Annotated in this window: 18 protein-coding genes and 5 pseudogenes; 14 read left to right on the top strand and 9 right to left on the bottom strand. The window is 67.6% G+C overall.

What is annotated here, in order from left to right; translation table 11 throughout:
• Nucleotides 1–12: 12 nt before the first annotated feature.
• The gene (locus ACFV8T_RS44110) at nucleotides 13–240 is read right to left on the bottom strand and encodes an ATP-binding cassette domain-containing protein (protein WP_385339182.1); all 228 of its coding nucleotides are present in this window, start codon (nucleotides 238–240) and stop codon (nucleotides 13–15) included.
• 29 nt (nucleotides 241–269) lie between these two features.
• Here ACFV8T_RS44110 and ACFV8T_RS44115 point away from each other — a divergent pair.
• Nucleotides 270–380, top strand: a pseudogene (locus ACFV8T_RS44115) (pyridoxamine 5'-phosphate oxidase family protein); the annotation flags it as partial.
• Between the two features lie 7 nt (nucleotides 381–387).
• On the opposite strand, the pseudogene ACFV8T_RS44120 reads toward ACFV8T_RS44115, so the two are convergent.
• Together ACFV8T_RS44120 and ACFV8T_RS44125 are read right to left on the bottom strand one after the other, a co-directional pair.
• A pseudogene (locus tag ACFV8T_RS44120) lies at nucleotides 388–1,590 on the bottom strand (IS3 family transposase).
• A gap of 448 nt (nucleotides 1,591–2,038) precedes the next feature.
• Complete coding sequence (locus ACFV8T_RS44125; RefSeq protein WP_351264466.1) at nucleotides 2,039–2,686, bottom strand: TetR/AcrR family transcriptional regulator; 648 nt, start codon at nucleotides 2,684–2,686, stop codon at nucleotides 2,039–2,041.
• A gap of 289 nt (nucleotides 2,687–2,975) precedes the next feature.
• Here ACFV8T_RS44125 and ACFV8T_RS44130 point away from each other — a divergent pair, with 289 nt between their 5' ends.
• From ACFV8T_RS44130 to ACFV8T_RS44140, 3 genes are all read left to right on the top strand, one after another.
• Nucleotides 2,976–4,373 (top strand): MFS transporter, encoded by a 1,398-nt coding sequence (locus ACFV8T_RS44130; protein WP_385339185.1) that lies wholly within the window; start codon nucleotides 2,976–2,978, stop codon nucleotides 4,371–4,373.
• On the top strand, nucleotides 4,370–5,608 hold the full coding sequence (locus ACFV8T_RS44135) for an FAD-dependent monooxygenase (protein WP_385339188.1): 1,239 nt from the start codon (nucleotides 4,370–4,372) through the stop codon (nucleotides 5,606–5,608). The genes ACFV8T_RS44130 and ACFV8T_RS44135 overlap by 4 nt, the downstream gene beginning before the upstream one ends.
• Nucleotides 5,609–5,795: 187 nt before the next feature.
• Complete coding sequence (locus ACFV8T_RS44140) at nucleotides 5,796–6,368, top strand: hypothetical protein (protein ID WP_385339191.1); 573 nt, start codon at nucleotides 5,796–5,798, stop codon at nucleotides 6,366–6,368.
• Nucleotides 6,369–6,862: 494 nt separating this feature from the next.
• Here ACFV8T_RS44140 and ACFV8T_RS44145 read toward each other — a convergent pair whose 3' ends face one another.
• On the bottom strand, nucleotides 6,863–7,807 hold the full coding sequence (locus tag ACFV8T_RS44145) for a hypothetical protein (protein ID WP_385339194.1): 945 nt from the start codon (nucleotides 7,805–7,807) through the stop codon (nucleotides 6,863–6,865).
• 266 nt (nucleotides 7,808–8,073) lie between these two features.
• Between ACFV8T_RS44145 and ACFV8T_RS44150 the strand changes: the two genes are divergently transcribed.
• On the top strand, nucleotides 8,074–8,508 hold the full coding sequence (locus ACFV8T_RS44150) for a pyridoxamine 5'-phosphate oxidase family protein (protein WP_385339224.1): 435 nt from the start codon (nucleotides 8,074–8,076) through the stop codon (nucleotides 8,506–8,508).
• Nucleotides 8,509–8,521: 13 nt separating this feature from the next.
• Here ACFV8T_RS44150 and ACFV8T_RS44155 read toward each other — a convergent pair.
• Nucleotides 8,522–10,000 (bottom strand): annotated as a pseudogene (locus ACFV8T_RS44155) (NF041680 family putative transposase).
• A 311-nt stretch (nucleotides 10,001–10,311) separates the two neighbouring features.
• Here ACFV8T_RS44155 and ACFV8T_RS44160 point away from each other — a divergent pair.
• Nucleotides 10,312–11,160 (top strand): IS5 family transposase, encoded by an 849-nt coding sequence (locus tag ACFV8T_RS44160; protein WP_385339196.1) that lies wholly within the window; start codon nucleotides 10,312–10,314, stop codon nucleotides 11,158–11,160.
• Here the strand turns inward: ACFV8T_RS44160 and ACFV8T_RS44165 are convergent.
• Nucleotides 11,108–11,623 (bottom strand): hypothetical protein, encoded by a 516-nt coding sequence (locus tag ACFV8T_RS44165; protein ID WP_385339227.1) that lies wholly within the window; start codon nucleotides 11,621–11,623, stop codon nucleotides 11,108–11,110. The two genes, ACFV8T_RS44160 and ACFV8T_RS44165, sit on opposite strands and share 53 nt — an antisense overlap.
• A 326-nt stretch (nucleotides 11,624–11,949) precedes the next feature.
• On the opposite strand from ACFV8T_RS44165, the gene ACFV8T_RS44170 reads away from it, so the two are divergent.
• Nucleotides 11,950–13,140: a hypothetical protein gene (locus ACFV8T_RS44170; RefSeq protein ID WP_385339199.1), complete on the top strand. Its 1,191-nt coding sequence runs from the start codon at nucleotides 11,950–11,952 to the stop codon at nucleotides 13,138–13,140.
• A gap of 93 nt (nucleotides 13,141–13,233) precedes the next feature.
• Nucleotides 13,234–13,578: pseudogene (locus ACFV8T_RS44175) on the top strand (ATP/GTP-binding protein); the annotation flags it as partial.
• Here ACFV8T_RS44175 and ACFV8T_RS44180 read toward each other — a convergent pair.
• Both ACFV8T_RS44180 and ACFV8T_RS44185 read right to left on the bottom strand, forming a co-directional pair.
• Nucleotides 13,516–13,644, bottom strand: a complete 129-nt coding sequence (locus ACFV8T_RS44180; RefSeq protein WP_385339201.1) for a hypothetical protein — start codon at nucleotides 13,642–13,644, stop codon at nucleotides 13,516–13,518. The pseudogene ACFV8T_RS44175 and the gene ACFV8T_RS44180 sit on opposite strands and share 63 nt — an antisense overlap.
• A 330-nt stretch (nucleotides 13,645–13,974) precedes the next feature.
• On the bottom strand, nucleotides 13,975–14,865 hold the full coding sequence (locus ACFV8T_RS44185) for a hypothetical protein (RefSeq protein WP_385339204.1): 891 nt from the start codon (nucleotides 14,863–14,865) through the stop codon (nucleotides 13,975–13,977).
• Between the two features lie 167 nt (nucleotides 14,866–15,032).
• Between ACFV8T_RS44185 and ACFV8T_RS44190 the strand changes: the two genes are divergently transcribed.
• Both ACFV8T_RS44190 and ACFV8T_RS44195 read left to right on the top strand, forming a co-directional pair.
• Nucleotides 15,033–15,476: a Ser-Thr-rich GPI-anchored membrane family protein gene (locus ACFV8T_RS44190; RefSeq protein WP_385339207.1), complete on the top strand. Its 444-nt coding sequence runs from the start codon at nucleotides 15,033–15,035 to the stop codon at nucleotides 15,474–15,476.
• Nucleotides 15,477–16,270: 794 nt separating this feature from the next.
• Nucleotides 16,271–16,612 carry an HNH endonuclease family protein gene (locus ACFV8T_RS44195; RefSeq protein WP_385339210.1) on the top strand — a complete coding sequence of 114 codons (342 nt, stop codon included), beginning with the start codon at nucleotides 16,271–16,273 and terminating at the stop codon, nucleotides 16,610–16,612.
• A gap of 22 nt (nucleotides 16,613–16,634) precedes the next feature.
• On the opposite strand, the gene ACFV8T_RS44200 is transcribed toward ACFV8T_RS44195, so the two are convergent.
• The gene (locus ACFV8T_RS44200) at nucleotides 16,635–16,895 is read right to left on the bottom strand and encodes a hypothetical protein (protein WP_385339212.1); all 261 of its coding nucleotides are present in this window, start codon (nucleotides 16,893–16,895) and stop codon (nucleotides 16,635–16,637) included.
• A gap of 1,045 nt (nucleotides 16,896–17,940) precedes the next feature.
• Between ACFV8T_RS44200 and ACFV8T_RS44205 the strand changes: the two are divergent.
• The 4 genes and pseudogenes from ACFV8T_RS44205 to ACFV8T_RS44220 all read left to right on the top strand — a co-directional run.
• Nucleotides 17,941–18,009: pseudogene (locus ACFV8T_RS44205) on the top strand (hypothetical protein); the annotation flags it as partial.
• A gap of 58 nt (nucleotides 18,010–18,067) precedes the next feature.
• The gene (locus ACFV8T_RS44210) at nucleotides 18,068–19,042 is read left to right on the top strand and encodes a zinc-dependent alcohol dehydrogenase family protein (protein WP_385339215.1); all 975 of its coding nucleotides are present in this window, start codon (nucleotides 18,068–18,070) and stop codon (nucleotides 19,040–19,042) included.
• A 105-nt stretch (nucleotides 19,043–19,147) separates the two neighbouring features.
• Nucleotides 19,148–19,774: an NADPH-dependent F420 reductase gene (locus ACFV8T_RS44215; RefSeq protein ID WP_385339218.1), complete on the top strand. Its 627-nt coding sequence runs from the start codon at nucleotides 19,148–19,150 to the stop codon at nucleotides 19,772–19,774.
• Nucleotides 19,775–19,819: 45 nt separating this feature from the next.
• Nucleotides 19,820–20,332 (top strand): alcohol dehydrogenase catalytic domain-containing protein, encoded by a 513-nt coding sequence (locus ACFV8T_RS44220; protein ID WP_385339221.1) that lies wholly within the window; start codon nucleotides 19,820–19,822, stop codon nucleotides 20,330–20,332.
• Nucleotides 20,333–20,423 lie beyond the last annotated feature (91 nt).

Here is a 20,423-nt window from a genome sequence, read left to right on the forward strand (position 1 = left end):
TCGGGCACGAGATCAGCAGACACCCGGAAGATCCTGCCGACACAACACCCAACTGCCAAGCCAACACACCGATCTCATTATGAAACGATCAGTAAGTCCGGTGATCTCCCGGTTCCCGGCGGTGATGGTGCCCGCCTGCGGTTTGATCAGGCCGAGGATGCACATGAGCAGCGTCGACTTACCGGACCCGCTGGGGCCGGTCACCGCGACCGACTCGCCGGCGGGCACAGACAAGTCCACGCTGTCGAGGAGAGTCCGGCCCTCGACCCGCTACGGGGCTTGTCCGCCAGGTCATCGCCCGCGGCCGTGCCGAACTTGTTCCCTTCGACGTCCCGCGTGGGCGCCGCAAGTTGTCCAGGGGCCTTGACCCCGAGTCTTGGATACCAGTTATGCGGCTGGAGTCAGGGCAGTTGGTCTTGTTCGGGACGCTGCTTCGTAGGCGAGTGGGCTGCGGTGTCCGAGGTGGGAGTGACGGCGTCGGGTGTTGTAACGGTGCAGCCAGCCGAACGCTTCGAGGCGGGCCTCGCGCTCGCTGGGCCAGTGCTTGCGGCCCTGGAGCGTCTCGCGTTTGAACGTCGCGTTGAAGGACTCGGCGAGTGCGGTGTCCGCGCTGGATCCGATCGCGCTCATCGACTGGCGGACGCCGGCCTGGCAGCAGGCTTCGGCGAAGGCCCGGCTGGTGTATTGGGTTCCGTAGTCGGTGTGCATAACCGCTCCGGCAAGAGTGCCGCGCTGCGTTCGGCGGCGGCCAGGGCGTCGGTGACGAGATCGGTGCGCATGTGGTCCGTGATCGCCCAGCCGGCCAAACGGCGCGAGGCGAGGTCGATCACGGTGGCCAGGTAGAGAAACTTCCCGCCCTCCACCGGGAGATAGGTGATGTCGCCGACGTACTTCGTGTTCGGCTCACTTGCTGTGAAGTTGCGGCCGATCAGATCCGGAGCCTTCGCCGCGGCCGGGTCCCCGATCGTCGTGCGGTGCCTGCGACGCAGCCGCACCCCCGGCCAGGCCGATGCTCCGCATCACCCGGGCGATCCGCTTGTGGTTGACGCGCTCGCCCGTCTCGCGGAGCTCGGCGGTGATCCTCGGGACGCCGTAGGTGCCGCCCGATTCGTGGTGCACGGCCCGTATCCGGGTGGCGAGCCGGGCATCGGCTGCCTGCCGGGTGGTCGCGGTCGGCGGCGGTCCGGCGCCAGTAGTAAAAGCTGGCGCGGGCAATGCCCAGGATGATGCACAGCCGCTTCACGCCGTAGCGGCGCTGGTGGTCGGCGACGAACTGGAAGCGGTTCACCAGCGCGTCTCCCCGGCGAAATACTTGGCCGCCTTGCGCAGAATCTCGCGTTCTTCCTCCAGCTCACGCACCTTCTTTCGCAGAGCCGCGTTCTCCGCCTCCAGCGCCGTGGGCGGCTCGGCGGGTGCCTCTGCCTTGCGTCCTCGCAGCCGGCTCGCGCCAGCTGCCCGGACCCAGTTGCGCAGGGTCTCGGGATTGATTCCCAGATCCGCGGCAACCTGCCGGATCGTCGCCTCGGGCCGCGACTGGTACAGCGCGACCGCGTCCACCTTGAACTCCGGCGGATAGTTCTTCATGACCACGAGATGTCCGTTCTCAGATCCTCAGGATCCAGTGTCTCGTGTGCCCAAGATCAGGGGTCAAGGCCCAACGCACTGACACAGAGGGAGTTGGCCACGCGAACCTTCCCGCCCCTCGTCATGGCCATCTTGCCTCGATGCCCGCCCGCGCCGACGAAATGGACGCCGACACCGTCAATCGGGAGCTTTCCATCGCCCGCAAGGCGATCGGCTGGTGGCAGCGACAGTGCTGGATCGACGGCGATCCGACGATCGGCGGACTCGGCCCGAGAAGCAGCCGCACTCCGGACATCGGCCCCACCGGCTCCACCCGCGCGCCTTCACCCTCACGTTCCGCGTCACCTGGGCCTTTCTCGCCTTCTTCGGGCGTCCAATGGCTGCTGCGGAAACGGAGGAGAGGTGGGAGGAAACACGGGCTGACGGCGCACTGTTCTTTCGTGCTGCCCCAGCTCTACATGGTTCGGTATGCCCGGAGAAAGGTCCGCACTCCCTCGACGACGAGTGGCCGGACGCGGGTGTCCTCCGCGGCATTCGCGGAACCGAGCCTGTCCAGCGCGACGCCGAAGGTCAGCGCGATGAACTGGTCGGCCGCGAGTCGGGGGTCGGGGATGTCGAGCAGCCCGGCGGCTGCGAAGGCGGCGAACCGCTCGGCAAGTGCCTCGTCGGGGGTGTCGGCCATGGAGTTGTAACCCTGGTGCGGCAGATGGCCGGATTCCGCCCGGACCAGTCGTTGCAGCGTTGCGTACTCCGCCGAGTCGAGCATGTCGGTCGAGATGCGCATCGAGAACGTGACCAGGGCGTCCTCGAGGTCGGCGGCCTCAGTGAGATCGCTGAGGGTGTCGTCGATGGTACGCCGGATCGTGGTGATCATTGACTGGCCGATGGCGTCGACGACGGCCTGCAGCAGCGTCTGCTTGTCGCCGAAGTAGTCGTAGACCGTCCGCTTGGACACCTCGGCCCGGGTGGCGACCGCGTCGACGCTGGACCGGTCGAAGCCGTCAGTGAGGAACAGTTCCCGGGCCGCCGAGAGGATGGCGGCCCGCTTCCGTGTGGACCCTTCGCGCAGTGCCTTCGTGGTCGGCTTCTTCGTGGTCGGCATGGACACATACTAACCGTTCTACACTGCACGGTGTAGTGTAATACTGGCTTAGCGGGTGCCGCACTCCTGCACCCGCTCTGCCCGGGGGAGCCACGCATGCGCCGCCTCGGGTACCGCTCCCCCGGGCTCACCCGGCCGGACGACCTCGGACCTGTCCACAACGCACCAAGCACACCGCGCACCACGTCCCGCGTGAATCGCCGCCATGCCCACGCCGGGCCCGGCAAGGCGGCAGCGCTACGGGCACGGCCGACTTCTTCCTTGCCCGGCAATGACGGAAAGGACATCCATGACCGCAACTCTCGTTTCCCCCGCCCGCATCGGTAAGGCGTCTGTCGGAGCCCTCGGCATGCTGGCAGTCGCCACCGGCGCCTTGGAGTCGGTGGTGACACCGACGCTCCCGCTCCTGCAACGCGAGCTGGGCATGAGTCCCGCCGAAGGGGCGTTGCTCAGCATCATGCTGCTCATCACCGGCGCGCTCGTCACGCCGGTCGCCGGAAAGTTAGGCGACCGCTACGGCGGAAAACGGGTCCTGATCCGGCTGATGGCGGTGGTCTGCGCCGGTGGTCTGGTGTCGGCCCTCGCGCCGAATCTGCGGGTGCTGCTGCTCGGTCAGGTACTGCAGGGTGCGATGGTGGGCGCGCTGCCCCTGTCGTTCATCCTGGTGCGCGAACATCTCCCGGCAGGAGCATCGAAGGTGGCCATCGGGGTGGTCAGCGGGCTGTTCGTGGGGGGCGGGATGGCCGGAACGCTGTCGGCCGGGCTCGTGGCCGAAGGACTTTCCCGACACTGGATGTTCGCGCTGCCGACGATCGCGGTCATCGGGGCCACCATCCTGGTGAACAGGATGATGCCGCATGATCCGCCGAGCCGGTCGGACGGCGCCGGGGTCGACTGGCCCGGCCTGGTTCTCCTGAGCGGGACGCTGGTCACGCTCATGCTCGTGCTCGCGCTTGCACCCGACATCGGCTCGCAGCCACTCGTGCTCGGCGCCCTCATCGTGATTCTGGCCGCCTTCGTGTTCGGATGGACAGCCGTTGAGCGTCGTGCGACCTCGCCGGTGGTCGATCTGCGCATGCTTGCACAGCCTGCGGTGTGGAAGTCGTGCGTGCTGACGTTCGTGATCTGCGTCGGTACCTCGGTGGCGGTCTATCTCGTCCCGCAACTGTTCGCGGTACCCGCCGCCGAGTACGGATTCGGGGCCGGCGCCACCGAGATCGGCTTCTTCCTGCTGCCCGGCGCCGTGGCCGCGTCGCTGGCCGGGCCGATCGGTGGGGTCGGGGCGCGGCGTTTCGGCTCGCGGGCCGTGGTCACCGCCGGGATCGTCATCATGACCGCCGCTCTGATCGTCCTGGCAGTCGTGCACACCGAGGTCTGGCATCTCGTCATCGGCAAGATGATGATCGCGCTTGCCAACGGCCTGTGCGTCACGGCGTTGGTGACCGGCACCGCCACATCCGTCCATCAAGGTGACACCGGCATCGCCACCAGCCTGGTCCTGGTGACACGTGTGCTCGGCTACGCCGTGGGTGTGCAGGTCAGTGGCGCGATCCTCACCGCCGGTACCCCTACCGGGTCCGACGTCCCGGCCGAATCGGCCTTCGTCACCGGCTTCGTCATAGCCGGCGCCGTCACGGCACTGTCCCTCCTCGTCACCCGCACCATGAGCAAAGGAGCCAAGGAATGACCCGCATTGATCCGTTGACAGATATCCGCACCACGCCGAGGCGCAAGGTCCTGATATCCGGGGCCAGCATCGCGGGACCCGCCCTCGCCTTCTGGCTGAACCGCTACGGATTCGCGGTCACGGTGGTCGAGAAGGCGGACGGACTCCGTGGCGGTGGTTACCCCGTCGACATACGCGGCACCGCACTCGAGGCCGTCCGAAGGATGGGAATCCTGCCTCGACTGAAGGACGCGCACATCGACCTGCGGCGGCTGACCTTCCTCGGCGGGGACGGCAGCGAGGTGGCCTCGCTCGACCCGCACTCCGTCACAGGCGGTGTCGCGGGACGGGACATCGAGGTGCGGCGCGGGGACCTGACCGACGCTCTCCACACGGCGGTCCGTGACGACGTGGAGTTCTTGTTCAACGAATCCATCGACACCCTCGACCAGTCCGGCCACGGGGTCGACGTCACCTTCCGCGGGGGCAGCAGGCGTACGTTCGACATGGTGTTCGGTGCGGACGGTCTGCACTCACGTACCCGCGAGTTCCTGTTCGGCCCCGAAGCACAGTTCCACCGATACCTCGGCTACTGCTTCGCCGGGTTCACCATGCGCAACACCTTCGGACTCTCCCGCGAGCTCATGATGTGGAACACCCCGGGCAGAGCCGCGGCACTCTACGCCGTGGAGGACAACGACGAGGTGCACGCCTTCCTGAACTTCGCTCACCCGAAACCGCCGCTCGACGCATTCCGGAACCCGGAAGCCCAACGGGACCTGGTCGCCACGGTCTTCGCCGACGCGGAATGGGAGGTCCCGGGCATGCTCGCCGCCATGCGCGACGCGGATGACCTGTTCTTCGACGAGGTCAGCCAGATTCGCATGCCCCGCTGGTCCAGCGGCAGGGTCGCGCTGGTGGGCGACGCCGCGTATGCACCCTCGTTCCTCACCGGACAGGGCTCCAGCCTCGCGCTCGTCGGCGCGTACATGCTCGCCGGTTCCCTGGCCGACCGGGACCACACCGCGGGCTTCGCTGCCTACGAACGCAGCACCCGCGGGTTCGTAACCCTGAACCAGGAGCAGGTCGGCGAGGGCGACGCCGCGCTCTTCCCGACCACCGCCCGGGCCCTGGAGCAGCGCAATGCCATGCTGCGCAAGCTCAGCGCCATGCCCTCCACGGAGGGACGACCGGCCCATTCGGCCCTCACCCTGCCCGAATTGAAGAAGTGGCCCGCACCGCTTCGCACCTGCTGACCGGCCTGGTCGACGAGGACTGGGGGCGCCGCTACGGCCGTCCGGTCCGTCTGGGCAAGAACCCCACCCGGCCCAAAACCAGGATCCTCGCCGCTGGTGACGGCGCCTGCCGACTGCTGGAACGCCTCCACCGGCACGGCCGGGCTACCAGCCCGGCCCACCGGCCGAGGCGCTGCGGCAGATCGTCGTGCAGAACTACTACCGCGACGCGGCAGGCCGCCTACGCTGGCGCACCTCCGACGACGGCGGCCTGCCGCCCTCCTCCTCGGCAATCGTCTCGCCTTACGACACCACGGCGCGTTACGTCCGCCACGGGCACATCATCAGCTGGAAGGGATTCGCCGCGCATGTCACCGAGACGTGTGCCTCCGGCAGCGCCAACGTGATCACGGACGTGGCCACCACCTCGGCCGCCACGAACGACGGCCAGGCCCTGCCTGGCATCCGCACCCGCCTGGCGCGTCGCGGGCTGCTGCCGGCCGAGCACCTGGTCGACGGCGGCTACACCTCTCTGGTCCACCTGGAACGAGCCACCCGCGAACACCAGATCACCGTCAGCGGGCCACTGCCGGGCAAACCCGCCCGTCAGCACCGCAAGAACGAAGGCTTTGGCCGGGACGACGTCCACATCGACTTCGACCGCCGACAGGTCACCTGCCCCCGAGGCCAGGTCAGCCAGGGCTGGCACGGCCCCTACCCGACCTCCTCGCCCACTACCTGTGCCTCGACAGCGTCGAAGCACAGGCTCCGCTGCGGCTGACCATCCCAGTGAGCGGCCTGGAGAAGGACTGGGACGCTGTCGTCCAGGGCCTGACAAGTCACTGGAACTCCGGTCCCGTCGAAGGCCGTGTCAACCACATCAAAATGGTCAAACGCCAGATGTTCGGCCGCGCCAAGCTTCCGCTCCTTCGTAAACGGGTACTTCTCACCGCTGCCCGGTGATGGCCTGCTCAGGCAGGAAAACAACGTTGGAGTACGTACTCAGACGGCCAGCAGAGGGCTCGAACAACCATGTTGGTGACTACGAAGTACCCCGGGCTCACCCAACCGTCCTCTTTGCTCACAAGGCCCGGACCGTCCTCGCGGTAGTAGCTACGCAACATGCAGTGACGCAACGGAGCCCCAGCCACAAGCAGAACCGGAGCAACCACGACGGCACCAACCGACACGGCGAGCCGGACTGCCTGAATCCTGATGACGCTCTCTATCCGCATCGCTCCAGTCTGCCGATCAGAAGAGACTCGTCCACCGCTCTCACGGAATGTGTGCCAGAACCTGTTGTTCGTGAACGAAGCCATTGGCGGGTGTCACGGGCGCCGCCTCGGGGTCGCTGTCGTGCCCTTTCGGAGATCCGAACCAGGCCACTGCCACCGCGCCCGATACGGCGAGCACGAACCCGGTGATCGCCGCCCAGGCGAAGCCGGGACGGGAGGCATCGCCGAGCCACAGCACGCCGATGATGCCCGGCAGGACGGTCTCGCCGACGACCAGCGCGGCGGTGGCGCCGTTGACCGAGCCGATCTGCAGGGCGACCGTGTGCAGGTACATGCCGCCGACGCCTGCCACCAGGATCGCGTAGAGCGCCGGGTCGCAGAGCAGCGCTCCCGGGTCGAAAGGGTCGATGCCGTTCAGCACACGGACCCCGACACCGAGGGCGCCGAAGCCCAGTCCGGACAGCAGGCCGGCCAGGATCGCGGCGCGCGCCCCCAGTAGGCGTACGACCACGGTGCCGCCCACGATCAGGAGCAGCGAGATCCCCAGCAGCCACCAGTGCGTGGAGATCGGGGTGTCGCCGCTGCCTTCCGGGCCCGCCGCCGTCGCCAGAAGCACCAGCGCGGAGCAGACCACGGCAACCGAGGTCCACTCGGCGCGGTTGAGCCGGATGCCGAGGAGCTTGATGCTCAGCACCGCCGTGATCACCAAGTTGGCGCTGATCACGGTCTGCGACAGGAACAGCGGCAGGAGGCGCGCCGCCAGTGCGCCGAGCCCGAAGCCGACAAAGTCCAGGATGGTCCCGACGATGAACTCCCAGGTCATCGCCGCCTTCGCAGTGGATGACAGGCTCGGGCCACCGTGCTGGGTCACGCTGCCCGCGGCGGCCTCCCGGCGGGCTGACTTCTGTGATCCGACGGCCTGAAGGACGGAGCCCGTGCCGTAACAGATCGATGCTGCCACAGCGGTGAGCAGTCCTATGAGCACCGAAAGCTCCGTTCATGTATGGGTCGGTGGGGTTCGGTCCCGTTCCCACTGGCAGACGCGGGTTTCGGCGCAAAAGTTGCTTCCGGCGAGTCAGTTGCCGGCGTATCTCCCTCCACAGGCCAACTACGGTCAGCCACATTGCCCATAGCACACTGCAACAGGTCTTAGCTTGTTCTTTATCTACCAGACGAGGTCCATCGATGGCTCGGCCTAGGCCGAAGGTCGAGGTGTTCAGCGGTGTTTGGAAGGACGAGCATGGCGACGTGATGCCTCCTCCCTTTGACATTGACGCCTTCCTCAGTCAGCCGCTCACCGCGCGCATCGCTACCGATGGACCGAGCGTGCGGCCTGTGTGGTTTCTTTGGGAGGAGAGCGCCTTCTGGGTTCTGACCGGGCCGTGGACCAAGCTGTTTCACCGTGTGAGCGCGGATCCGCAGATCGCTCTTGTGGTTGACGTATGTGACATCGCTACGGGGCTTGTCCGCCAGGTCATCGCCCGCGGCCGTGCCGAACTTGTTCCTTTCGACGTCCCGCGTGGGCGCCGCAAGTTGGTCCGGTATCTGGGCACGGATGAGGCCCGCTGGGATTCACGCTTCGTCCGCTACCTGCTTGATGATCCTGAGCAGCGTGGCACGATGTGGCTCCGGTTGACCCCCTCGTCCCTGACAGCGCACGATCTGAGCTATACGGCCACTCGCTGAGCTTGTTCTCTGTCTACCAGGATCTGCCAGGTCTACCGATGGCCTTGAGGGTCTCGGGGCGTTTGACGGTCTTGCCGACGTCGTAGCGGAGTGCCCGGCGTTTGTTCTTGGAACCGAGTGGCCGTCCGGGCCCTGTGCCTGTGGGTTTGGGGACACGGGTGGGGCAGGCGAGGTGAGCGCGGATGTTCCTGAACCCTCGGCGGACCCGGGCGGGGGTGAGCCGATCGGAGGGGGCGGGTTTCTCCCAGGGCCGACGGAGGTCCACGGCGAGCGGCCGGGCGAGGCGGAGCTGGGTGTGGGCGACGATCAGAATCCAGGTCCAGCGGTCCGCCGCCTCGGGAGTACGGAGTTTCGGGGTGGTCCAGCCGAGGGTCTGCTTCACGAACCGGAAGGTGTGCTCCAGATCGAAGCGACGGAGAGATGCCTGCCAGAAACGGTCCACATCGTCCGGGGTGGCGCCGGTCTTGGAGGACCATAACCACACCGGCGGGGCGTCGCGTTACTTCGACAGGTGATCGACCTTCAGTCGGATCAACGTGCCCTCGACCAGGGGCAGTTCACCGTCGTGGTCGAGCCAGGAGGAGCGGTGGGTGAGCCGGGGGTGGACCCGGTCCCATGCCTGGATTTCGGCCTTGCCGTAATTGCTGGTGTCGGTGATCGCGGGCTCGGGCCAGGTCTCTGGCTTGGCGAAGCGGAATTCCGGGCCGTGCTTGGGCGGCCGGCCGTTCGTCCCCGGCTGGCGGGGTGGCTTCGGCAGGCGCATGACGCGGTCGGAGCGGACCCGGCCGACCAGCTCGACGGGCAGGTCGCGCAGGACCCAGGCCAGGCGGGTGACGTCATAGCCGGCGTCGCTGACGATCACGATATGCGGGTCCCCGGCCTGCCACTGCCCTGCGGCAATCAGCCGCTCCACGACACCCCGCGGCTGGGTGGCGGTGATCGCGGTCGCGTCGTCCGCCGGGCCGAGCCGGACCGCGTCCAGGATCGCGGTCCAGGACGTGGCGCCCGGCTCCAGCACGGCGACGAAGGAGTAGGGCCAGCCCGGAATGAACTGCGACGCCGTCTTCGCACGGCCGTAGACGTGGCAGAACAGCCGCTCCGCCGAGCACGGCGCGTCCGAACGAAGCCACGGCGAGACATCGACCGCCAGGACCAGGCGCCCGCCGTCGAAACGCGGCAGCGGCAACCCGGCCAGCACTGCCCGCAGCCGATCGATGTCGAGCCGGCCGTGGTTCAGACCGCCGTACATCGCTCCGTGCCCACGACGATGCTCAGGCAACAACGTCAGGTCCACCGGGGACTTCACCGCACCATCCGCACACAGCACCGCGTCCACCAGCTCGAACAACTCATCGCGCCGGGCGGTCAGACACTCGTAGAACTCTCCCCGGAAGCGTGACGCCTCCGCGAACGCTTCCCTCCGGACAGCATCAGACAGCAGACTCACCTCACGGCCTTCGTCTTGGTCACGTGCACCTTGGTCGGAGCACATGATCAGACGAAGGCCGCCCCCGCGTCCGGCGAATCCCCAGGTGAGCGACCCAGTGCGAGACGCCGTTCGAGGCCGGAAGATAAGGAACAAGCTTAGAAGCCGTATCTCAACCGATCTTGGAGCGTGTGGATCGAACGGAGTTCCTGGTCGGGTGTTCTTCCCGCGGTACGCGCATGAAGGCAGGGCCTCCTGGTAGCTCGGGGGTGCGACCCCATTCCGAGCGGTTCCCGGAGGCCCTGTTGTCGTTGTTGTACGCGCCCGAGCCTGTTGCCTGCAACCCGGCTGCTCCATCGTGTGATTGCCTCGCGCACATGTACGGCAATGCGGCCGGTCATCCCGATCGGGTGCGCCGGTATCCGTCGGACATGACGGACGCGGAGTGGGCGGTCATCCGGCCGTTGCTGCCGGTACTGGCCTGGTTTCAGGGACGTGGCGGACGCCCCGAGGGCTACTGCCACCGTCAGCTGCTGGACGCGATCCGGTACCTGGTCGCGGGCGGGATCTCGTGGCGGGCGCTGCCCGCGGACTTCCCCGGTCGGGGCCGGGTCTACGCCTTCTTCCGCCGCTGGCGCGAGCACGGGCTGATCGCCGAGTCCCACGACCGGCTGCGCAGGAAGGTCCGCGAACGCGAGGGCCGCGAGGCCGAGCCCACGGCGGGGATCACCGACGCGCAGTCGGTGCGGGCCGCCGCGACGGTGCCGGCCTGCTCACGCGGCTACGACGGCGGGAAGAAGGTGCCTGGCCGCAAACGGCACATCGTGACCGACACCCTCGGTCTGCTCCTGGTCGTCTGCGTCACCGCCGCGAATATCGGAGACCGGAACGCCGCGGCGGGCCTGCTGACCCGGCTGCGCCGCCTGCACCGTGACATCACCCTCGTCTGGGCCGACGGCGGCTACACCGGCGGTCTCGTCGGCCGGTGCCGGGACAAACTCGCTCTGACCTTGGAGATCGTCAAGCGCACCGACGACATGACAGGGTTCGTGGTGCTGCCGAGACGGTGGATGGCAGAGCGCACGTTCGCATGGCTGATGAACTCCCGCCGTCTGGCCCGGGACTACGAGACCCTGCCCGCCACCAGCGAGGCGATGATCCGGTGGTCGGTGGTCACGCGGATGAGCCGGCGTCTGGCACGGCCACGGATCGCCGGCCGGCACTGAATGCCCCCGACTCCTCCAGGAGGAGCCACCCGCGCTCCGCCAGGCGCCGGGCTTTCGACCGCAGCCCCTCGACCTTCGCCGGCGTCGCCCCAAGGCCCAGCTCCACCGCGATCTCCTTGGCACGAAGCGGCCCGTGACCCGTAGATCGCTGCTGTTCCAGGATGCTCAGAATCCGCTGATAGTCCGGCGCCAGAACTGTCACCGGCAGCCCTTCACGCCAGGGCGGAACCGTCGAGCCCGGCACCGGCGCGGGCGACGGCGCCGCTTCCACCTCCGCCTCGGTCGTGGTCACGGCAGTGGACTCAGCCACAGAGACTGCCAGGACCTCCACCAGTTCCTCCCGCGCGATCACCCGCCGGTCCAGCTCGATCTCCGCGGCCTCCAACATCTCCGCCAATCGCGCGACTTCCTCCCGCAAGCCCTCCACCCGCACGCGGGCAGCCGTCTCCCGTTCCTCCAACATTCCCAACACCGACGCCACCGCGCACCCCTCGACCACGAAGCGGACACAAGACGCCGCATGCCTCCCTCAACCCGAGCGAAACCATGCCTGCCCAGCAGAAATCAAGGGATCACGTTCGGTTGAGATACGGCTTCTCACACCCCACAGCTACCGACCCGACTCAGCCGATGCCAGGCGAACCGCCCGACATCACTCAATCAAGTTCAGTAGCAGAAGGCATCCAGGGGGATGCAGTCGAGCATGAGGCAGATACCGAATCAGAGGCCCGCGACGGTGCTGCCGGGGCGCAGAACGACGGCTTCGCACACCCGTGAGAGCCTAGGACGGTGAATGCGAAGTGCGCTCCCCTGGGCGATGAACGGCGCAACCGCGGCCCCGAGCTGCCGCCGACCCGCAGCGTCCTGATCACTGGCGGCCTGGTGCGCGTGTCGGGCGCAGCGGCCGTGGGCTGCGGGGCGCTGTTTGGTCTGCTTCCCGTCCTCGCGCTCATCGGCAGACTCGGTCTCCCCGACGACCCGCCAGGTTTCGTGCCGGTGTTCGGCGGCCCGCTCATCGCTGCGGCGCTGGGCATCGCCGTCTTCCTGATCGTGCTCGGCTATGCCCTGACCTTCCATCAGCTGGCGCTCGCGGGCATGTACGCACCGGCTGAGGACTCGTCGGCGCTGAGGAATGCGGTCGAGGTGCGTGGCCGCGTCACACGCACGCCGTTCTTCCCGGCGGTCGTGACGAGCATCGTCATCGGCTTCCTGCTCCTGGCAACGGCCGGCATCCTGCTCGCCGCGTCCGCCTGGCCGACGGTGGCGATCACCCTGCTCCTCTCAGGCGTGCTCTGCGTCCCGGCCGTACTCGCTCTGATCGCCGCCGACCGACGGTGGAGCCGTACCGCGCCTGAGCGCCTTCCCGCACGGGCCCTGGGCGAACAGGGCTCCGCTCAGCTCCTCCTCGGCGACGCCGACACGGAACTGCGGCGGCAGGTCAAGGCCCGAGAGCGCGCCGAGGCCACCGAACTCGACCATGCGACCACCCCCGTGCTCGTGACCCTCGCCATCGCGAGCCTCGCCATGATGAGCCCCTCACTCTCACCCACGGCTGCCATCTGGAGACAGGTGCAGCTGGTCGGCGTCGGGCTCGGCGTCCTGTGCCTGCTCGTACTGCTCGGCATCAGGGTGCTCCGGATCCGGCGACTGCGACGCACTCTTGTACGGGTGCGCCGCGGGGGCGCGGACGTGTCCGACATCGACCGCGCGCACGCGATCACCGCGACGACGACCCAGGCGTCCGAGCTGCACGCGGCAACAACCGTCTGGGCGCTGCTCGGCGCCGCAGCGCTCGGCACTGTGGTCCACCGGACCGCGGATGTCGCGCCGGTACTGATCGTCGCCGGCATCTGGGCGCTCGGCTTCGCCGTGCTCATCGCGCTGTCGATGCGTTCGGGCGCTGCCGCCCCAAAGCTCCGGGAGGAGTTCGGCTACCGGCTCCCGACCAAGACCTCCGGAAACGACAACACCTGGCACTGAGATGCCGTCGCCAGCCGACGAACAGCCAGAACAGCCCTCAATTCACGCTTGTGACTCGGCATCGGACCGTGGTCCTGCAGCATCCCGAAGCCGCCCTTGTTCAGTGGGGTACGCGGGGCGCAACTCGCGGGGCGGGCTTCCCTCGTGGAATGCGGGGCGTTCCCGGCACAGCTCGGCACACGCGAACCCTTCAGAGAACTGATCGCGGGAGTAGAGGCCGCACTCGATCTCCGGGCACACCGGGCCGGGACGCATTCCCGTCACGCCGCCTGTCTCCACCAGCGGACCGTGGGAAGAATCGGGAGCCTGACCCGACTCATCCGGCAAGCCGCGATCACCGCGATCCTCGACGGCACCGAACGCATCGCCAAGGCGTCACTGGACCAGGTCCGCCTGGACCACCTCGCTGAAACCCACCATCACACCACATCTCATCCGCCAAGCCGCCATCACCGCCATCTGCGACGGCACCGAACGCATCACCAAGGCCACACTCGAAGCCATCCGCCTCGACCACCTCGCCGAAACCCACCACCGCCGACGGGTTCGGCGCGGATCTCGGTATCGTCGCGCAGCGCCTCCCACGGGACACGGCCCTCGGGGGGTTGTCCAGGTTTCTTGTCGGGGGTTTGTCCGGGCGATCTGTCAGATTTTCCCGGAAAGCGTTGGTCGTCCCGGCACGCGGCCATCTCCGGGTACAAGAGGGTCCACGAAGCAAGTCTTGGGGACCAAGGTGGACATTCTGCATGCGGTTGGAACGTGATGGCCAGTCGGATCTGACAGCATCAGCCGCACGGCGTGCCTCGCATCGAAGCGATCGAGTCGTCTTGCGGGTCAGCCGTGGTCTTCCCACTCCGCTTTGCAGAACCGCGCCTCGCTGACCACGGCGTCCCCGGCTCTGGTGGCCCGTACGTACACGTTGAGACCGTCCGGCCCGAGATCTCCGCCGCAGCCGATGATCAGGCCTATCTCGCGTTCTTCGAGGTGCTTGATCAGGGCTGCGTCGACGGCTGAGACCGTCATGCCGATCAGCCGGATGCCGTCGAAGTCGATCTGCGGGCCTATGCGTCCGTGCACGGTGACGGCGCCCAGGGTAGGGGGCGTGCCAAAACCGCAGGAGTAGTGCGCGGTCACGCCGACGGCATCGAACCGGTCGTCATGCAGCATCCACGCTCCGAAGCCTTCCCGCGACTGTCCAAAGGGGTACCGGCCGTGACGGGCGGCCGGTACCTCGTCCAGTGCGGCCGCCACCCGCTGTGGATTCATGCCGAACCGAAGCGGACCGATGCCCTTCAGCGGTGTCCAGTCCCAGTGTGGCCGGTCCTGCTCGGCCTTCACGGGCCACGCCCCCAGGTTTGGCTCCTCCTCGCGGACATCGCGCCACCGGATCACCAGCTCGGATCCGTACGGGTCCTCGGCCGGCTCGGGGCCGACCAGCAGCGCATAGGTGATCACCGTGTCCCGCCGCTGCGCGTACCCTTCGGGCGACAACCCCATCTCCTGTCCAGCGCCCATGGAAACTCCCCATGCCGCGATCTCCGGATCACCGCTCCAGTTCACCCGCACGGAAGCCCCCTCCCGGCGTGCGAGGTCGTGAATATCCGAACGCACCTCGGACGGCACCCGGGCGATCAGCTCAACGTCCCGCAGCCGCACCAGCGGTCCATCCATCCAATCGATCGCCACCGCGACCAGACCGGAATCCTCCCCGTAGACAGCGGTCACACCCCAGTCGCTGTAACACCCCCAGCCAGCCCCGCCGTCCGGCCTTCGATCGGAATCGGCGTCCGGCGGGATCGGTCCCGTCCCCGGTGCGGTCCGGCACCCTCTTTCGAGGGAAAGATCACCGCTCTGTCCGCACCGTCCTGGATGGTGCCGACAGACTTGCGATCATGAAGATCTGGAAGAGGGCAGCCGTGGGCATGGCGGCATGGTCCCTCGTGGCTGCGCCGAGCCTGCTCGCTTCGACGCAGGTGCAGGCGACGAATCCGGCCGCGGCTCACACCGCCTCTCGAACCTCTCTGCTGGACGTGTTCGTACCGCCCGTGACCTCTCCCACCGCGGAGTCTGTCTGGACGGCCGGCCAAACGGTTGAGGTCACCTGGGACACTGCCGACCCGCCACAGCACATCACCAACCCCAAGGGCGCGATCTACTTGAGGAAAGGCGACAGGACCGGCCCCATGCTTGACGAGGGCTTCGACATCCTGAAGGGGAGACAGGAAGTGGTCGTGCCGGACGTTCCTCCCGGGAACGACTACAGGATCGTCCTCTTCGGCGACTCCGGTAACTTCTCCGCCCCCTTCACGATCACGGAAGGGCCGAACAATTCCTAACGGCGTGGCCCTGCCGTCCAGGCGACAGCCCGGCGCCTCGGCGGCCGAACGTCGCGCTGGCCGGTGGCCGTGCTCCTGATGCCGGGCGACAGCGGCGTTCAGCGCCCGTTCCTGGTCGGGGTGCAGTTCCCCATGCGCGGACGAACCCTGACGGCACGTCGGTCTCGAACCGCTCCAGTTCCTCCGCCGACGCGGGCGCATCCTGCATCGCGGGCCATCGATCAATCCGCAGTGGCAGACGGTCAAGGTTCAATGTCGCAGAACAGGCCTGGGCCGCGCCCGGACGGTTTCCACGGAACTTGGCACCAACCGCATAGCTCGAACGGGTGAACGGCCGTACCTGCGCCCGGCAAACCGGTCACCAAAGCCCGGCAAAGCCGCACTCCTCGTCCAGACACAGCCACTGCCACTGCCACTACCACCTGCATGACGATGCGTCAGGCGACATTACGCTCTGAAATCATGAGGCTGTATCAACCCCTGACTCCGGAGCATCCCCGTGATAGCACGTCGCCTCGCCCCCACCGCCGCCCTCTTCCTCGTGGCCTCCCTCGCCGCTTGCAGCCCGGCAGCAACCGAGTCCGAAACGAAGCCGTCGGCCCCCGCCGCAACCAGCACTCCTGGCGCCCCGAGTGACGGCGCCTCCGCCCCGAGGGGTACGGATAGACAAGGACGGGTGTAACACTCGTGCTGAGGTACTCGAAGCAGAGTCCCGCATCCCCGTCACCGTTGAACCCGGCTGCCGGATCGTCTCAGGCGAGTGGTACTCGTACTACGACGGAGTCACCGTAACCGTGCCTGGTGGCCTGGACATCGACCACATGGTGCCGCTCGCCGAAGCCTGGGACTCCGGCGCCTCGCAGTGGGACGCGGACCGGCGCGAGCAGTACGCCAACGACCTCACCGCCGACAGGTCGCTGGTCGCCGTCACCGCGAAGACCAACCGGTCCAAGGCCGACCGGGATCCGGCTGAATGGCTCCCGCCGGCCGCGTCCGCGCAGTGCACGTACGGTGCAGACTGGGTGGGCACCAAACTGCGGTGGAAGCTCACCGCGGACGACAAGGAGCGCACAGCCCTGGAGAAGCTGGCCAAAGGCTGCACGGACACCGTCGTGAAGTACGAAGCCGCCCCCTGACCAGCAGTCAGGCACGGCACCCTCACCGCATCCGGATCACGGTGAGAGTGCCGTGCCGGCCGGACCCGGCCAGCACCTCCACGACCAGATCCGTCTCCACCCGCGTATACGACTCGCCCTCCACCCGCCGTTCCCCCACCACCGCCGCATCGCCCAAAGCCTCACCGGCACGTGCCGCGAGGACAGGCTCCAGGCGGGCGGACACCCGGACCGGCCCACCCTCGTCCCCCACCGCCAGGGCCAGATGGTGCGGTCTGAGCCGGGGGCCGGTGAACCCCAGCACCAGGGCGTCGACCCTGTCCGCGTGCCACTGGTAAAGCGCCGTTATTCAAGAGCTGCGGTATTCCTAGGACCACGCCTTGTCCACGGGCGGTCACTGACCGAATGCTTTTCCCTCGTGATCGGAGGAAGGCGGAGAGTCCCATCGGCCCTGGGAGATGTCGAGATCCCAACCGGGCCTGCACACCGTTCGATCTGTCGCTGGCCACTGGTGGCCTGTCGCGGTAGCGGCGCGCGGTTGGACCGAAGGCAGGAAAACCCTTCCTGGTGTTACCGACGTTCGCGTACTACCAGCGCGACTTCTTCCGAGTCGCCGTACGCGCGCTGGCTCTCCACCTGCCGCGCCGTGGCAGGCCGCAGCCAGCGCGACCTCTCCTGCCAGGGTCTGGCAGGAGGATAAAGGCCCGGCGACGGCCCCCAGCGCAGTTGCGGCCTCGAATCGGCCGATCGTGGGGTGGACGGAGCGATTGGTAACTTATCCGGCCGCGCTGGCACGCTGCCCTTCTTCTGGAAGCTCGTCCGGAATGCTCTGCCCCCGGTGCCTGCCCGTGGGTGGTATGTGACGCGGGGAACAGCGGGGGCGGTCGATCCGTCATCGCTTCGCCAAAGACCGCGGACTGCGCTCGATCAGGTACTCAGAAAGTGCACGCGCCGGCTGCGGCGCCCGTGGAATCGGCGGGGCGTGATGCGGCAGAGGGAGTACAGGGCCAAAGGATCTGTTCAGCGAGCTGCGAGACCGGGCAGGGCGAGTGACTCTCCGGTTGCAGTAGCCCTGTTCGGGTTCTTTACTAGTAGGTACAAATCCATCCAAACCATGCGGTCCGTAAGGTGACGTGGCGGAGTATTCCTTCGTCGGCGAGGGCGTCACAAGGTGGACGGGCATGCGTTGCCGTGTGTCGGCGTGCTGTGCTCTCTGCAGGTCTCCGGGTGAGCTACATCGAGGAAGAAGTGGACCTCCTGGGACAGCTTGATGGCAAGGTCAGTTTGGTGGCTGCTCGACCGGGATCGGTTTGGCTATAGCCCGTCGGTTCGCCGCCGAGGGCTCCACCGTGCACCTCACGGGCCGGGGCAGAACCGAGCTGGATACAGCCGTGGAAACCCTCGGGGACCGGGCCGTCGGCATCCAAAGCGATGTCTCGAATTGCGACGCAGCGACGAAGCAAGGAGTCGTGTCCCATGCTCGCCATTCACCTCACCCAGTTCGGGGAGCCGGAGAAGAGCCTGAAGGTGGTGGACGTGCCCGAGCCCCCGGCTCCCACCGCCGGACAGGCGCTGGTCCAGGTCGAGTACGCCCCGCTCGACCACCACGACCTTCTCTTGGCGCAAGGTGTCTACCCCGTACGCCCTGAGCTGCCGACAGCCATCGGAAACGAGGGTGTGGGGACCGTCGTGTCCGTAGGGCCCGGTGTCATGGAGGTCAGCCCCGGCGAGAGGGTCCTGCTTCCCTTCGGCGTTTTTTCCTGGTCCGAGCGGGTGGTGGCCGAGGCGGCAGACCTGACCGTCGTGGACAAGTCCATCAGTCTTGAACAGGCAGCGATGCTCACCATCAATCCCGTCAGCGCGGGGCTCCTGGTCGGCCTGCGTGACCTTCCGGCCGGATCTTGGGTGGTGCAGAACGCGGCCAACAGCGGGGTGGGCCGGTCTGTCGTCGTGTTCGCCAAGGAACGAGGGCTGCGCACGATCAACGTCGTGCGCCGCGCGGAACTCGTGAGCGAACTCCGTGATCTCGGCGCCGACATCGTGGTTGTCGACTCGGCGGACGCCGGCGCGCGCGTGCGGGAAGCCATCGGCTCCGAACCGGTGCTACTCGGCCTCGACGGTGTCAGTGGAGCGGCGACCGCACTGTTGCTGGACATACTGACCGATGGCGCCCTGCTGGCGGTCTACGGGTATCTGAGCGGCCGGCCGTTCACGCCCGATCCTGACGTGCTGAGGACGAAGAACATCACCACGACGGAATTCTGGATGTACCAGGACGAGTTCCTTCCCCGGCTTCCGGCTCTGAACGCGAAGTCCGCGCGGCTGGTCTCCGAGGGAAGACTCGTCCTGCCCTCAGCGCCCGTCTACCAGGCGGCGGATTTTCCCGAGGCGCTCGCGTATTTCCGGGAGAAGGGCAAGGTCCTCCTGGACTTCAACCCCCGTCGCGCGTAGGCGCCGCCGCACCTGCCGCCGAGGCCGGGATCGTCCCGGCAGGAAGCGACCGGAGTCGATCACACAGCCGCTGCCGGGGCACCGACCCCCGACACACGATCAAGGATGGGCAGCATGGCCGCACAGAGCACTATCGGCATTCTCGGCGCGGGAGAGATCGGCCGGGCCGTCGCCGACAAGGCCGTCCGGCACGGACATGAGGTACTCATCGGCAACAGCCGGGGCCCGGAGACACTCGAGGCAATCGTGGAGCAGTTGGGGCCGAAGGTGCACGCCGTGACAGCTGAAGAGGCGGCGCAGCCGGACCTCGTCTTCCTCGCGGTGCCGTTCTCCGCAGTGCCCGACCTGACCAGCCTTACCGACTGGTCCGGGAAGACGGTCGTCGACACGACGAATCAGTTCGCGGCGGCCAACCCCTGGCGGGGCCGGTACGACGTCGGTGACCTCACGGGCAGCGAATGGGTCGCCGAGCGCCTACCCGGAGCGCGGATCGTGAAGGCGTTCAACAGCCTGTTCGCCGCGTTCATCGCCGCGGACCCCCAGCACGAGGAAGGCCGCCGGGTGGTCTTCTACGCGGGCGACGACGCCGACGCGAAGGCGGCCGTGGCCGGCTTGCTCGACGAATTCGGATTCGCCGCCCTGGACCTCGGCGGTCTACGGGAGGGAGGCCGGCTGATGCAGCTGGACGGAGCACTCAGCGCGAAGCACCTGCTGCTCATGGACATCGGCTGACGCCCCGGCCAAGCCCCATGCACACCAGCGCACAGGAGGACGATCATGAACCGTCGTGTCGTCCACACCCGCGGCGGGTTGCCCGCCGACGTCCTGACCGTCATCGAGGAGCCCGAGCCGGAAGCGCCTGCGCACGGTCAGGTCCTCATCCGCACCACGGCCTTCCCCGTCCACCGTGGTGATCTCCTAGCCGTCGAGGCCTACCGCGGGACGGCACCTGAGCCGGTTCCAGTGGGTGTGGAGGCCACCGGCGTGGTGGAGGCCATCGGCCCGGATACACGCGTGGCTCCGGGCGTCGAGGTCGGCGGCCGTGCAACCGTCTTTCCCCTGCCTGGGGGATGGTCACAGTGGATCCTGGCGGACGCCGAGATTGTCGTCCCCGTGCCTGATGAGCTGTCGGACGAGGTCGCCGCGCAGATGCTGACGAACCCGCTCACCGCGGTGATGCTGCGCCGTGAGGCGGAGCATCACCTGGCCTTGGGATACGACGGATACTTGGTACAGGCCGCCGCTGGCTCGTCGGTCGGGCGGCTGGTAACGGGCGTGATGCAGTACTGAGGTGACCCCCGGAGTGTGGACACGGGGTTCATGCGGCGAGTGAGAGTTTAGCTGTCTTGTGGTGCTGCTGTTCGAACTCCATCGGGGACAG

The sequence above is a fragment of the Streptomyces sp. NPDC059832 genome (assembly GCF_042731715.1).
GTDB lineage: Bacteria > Actinomycetota > Actinomycetes > Streptomycetales > Streptomycetaceae > Streptomyces.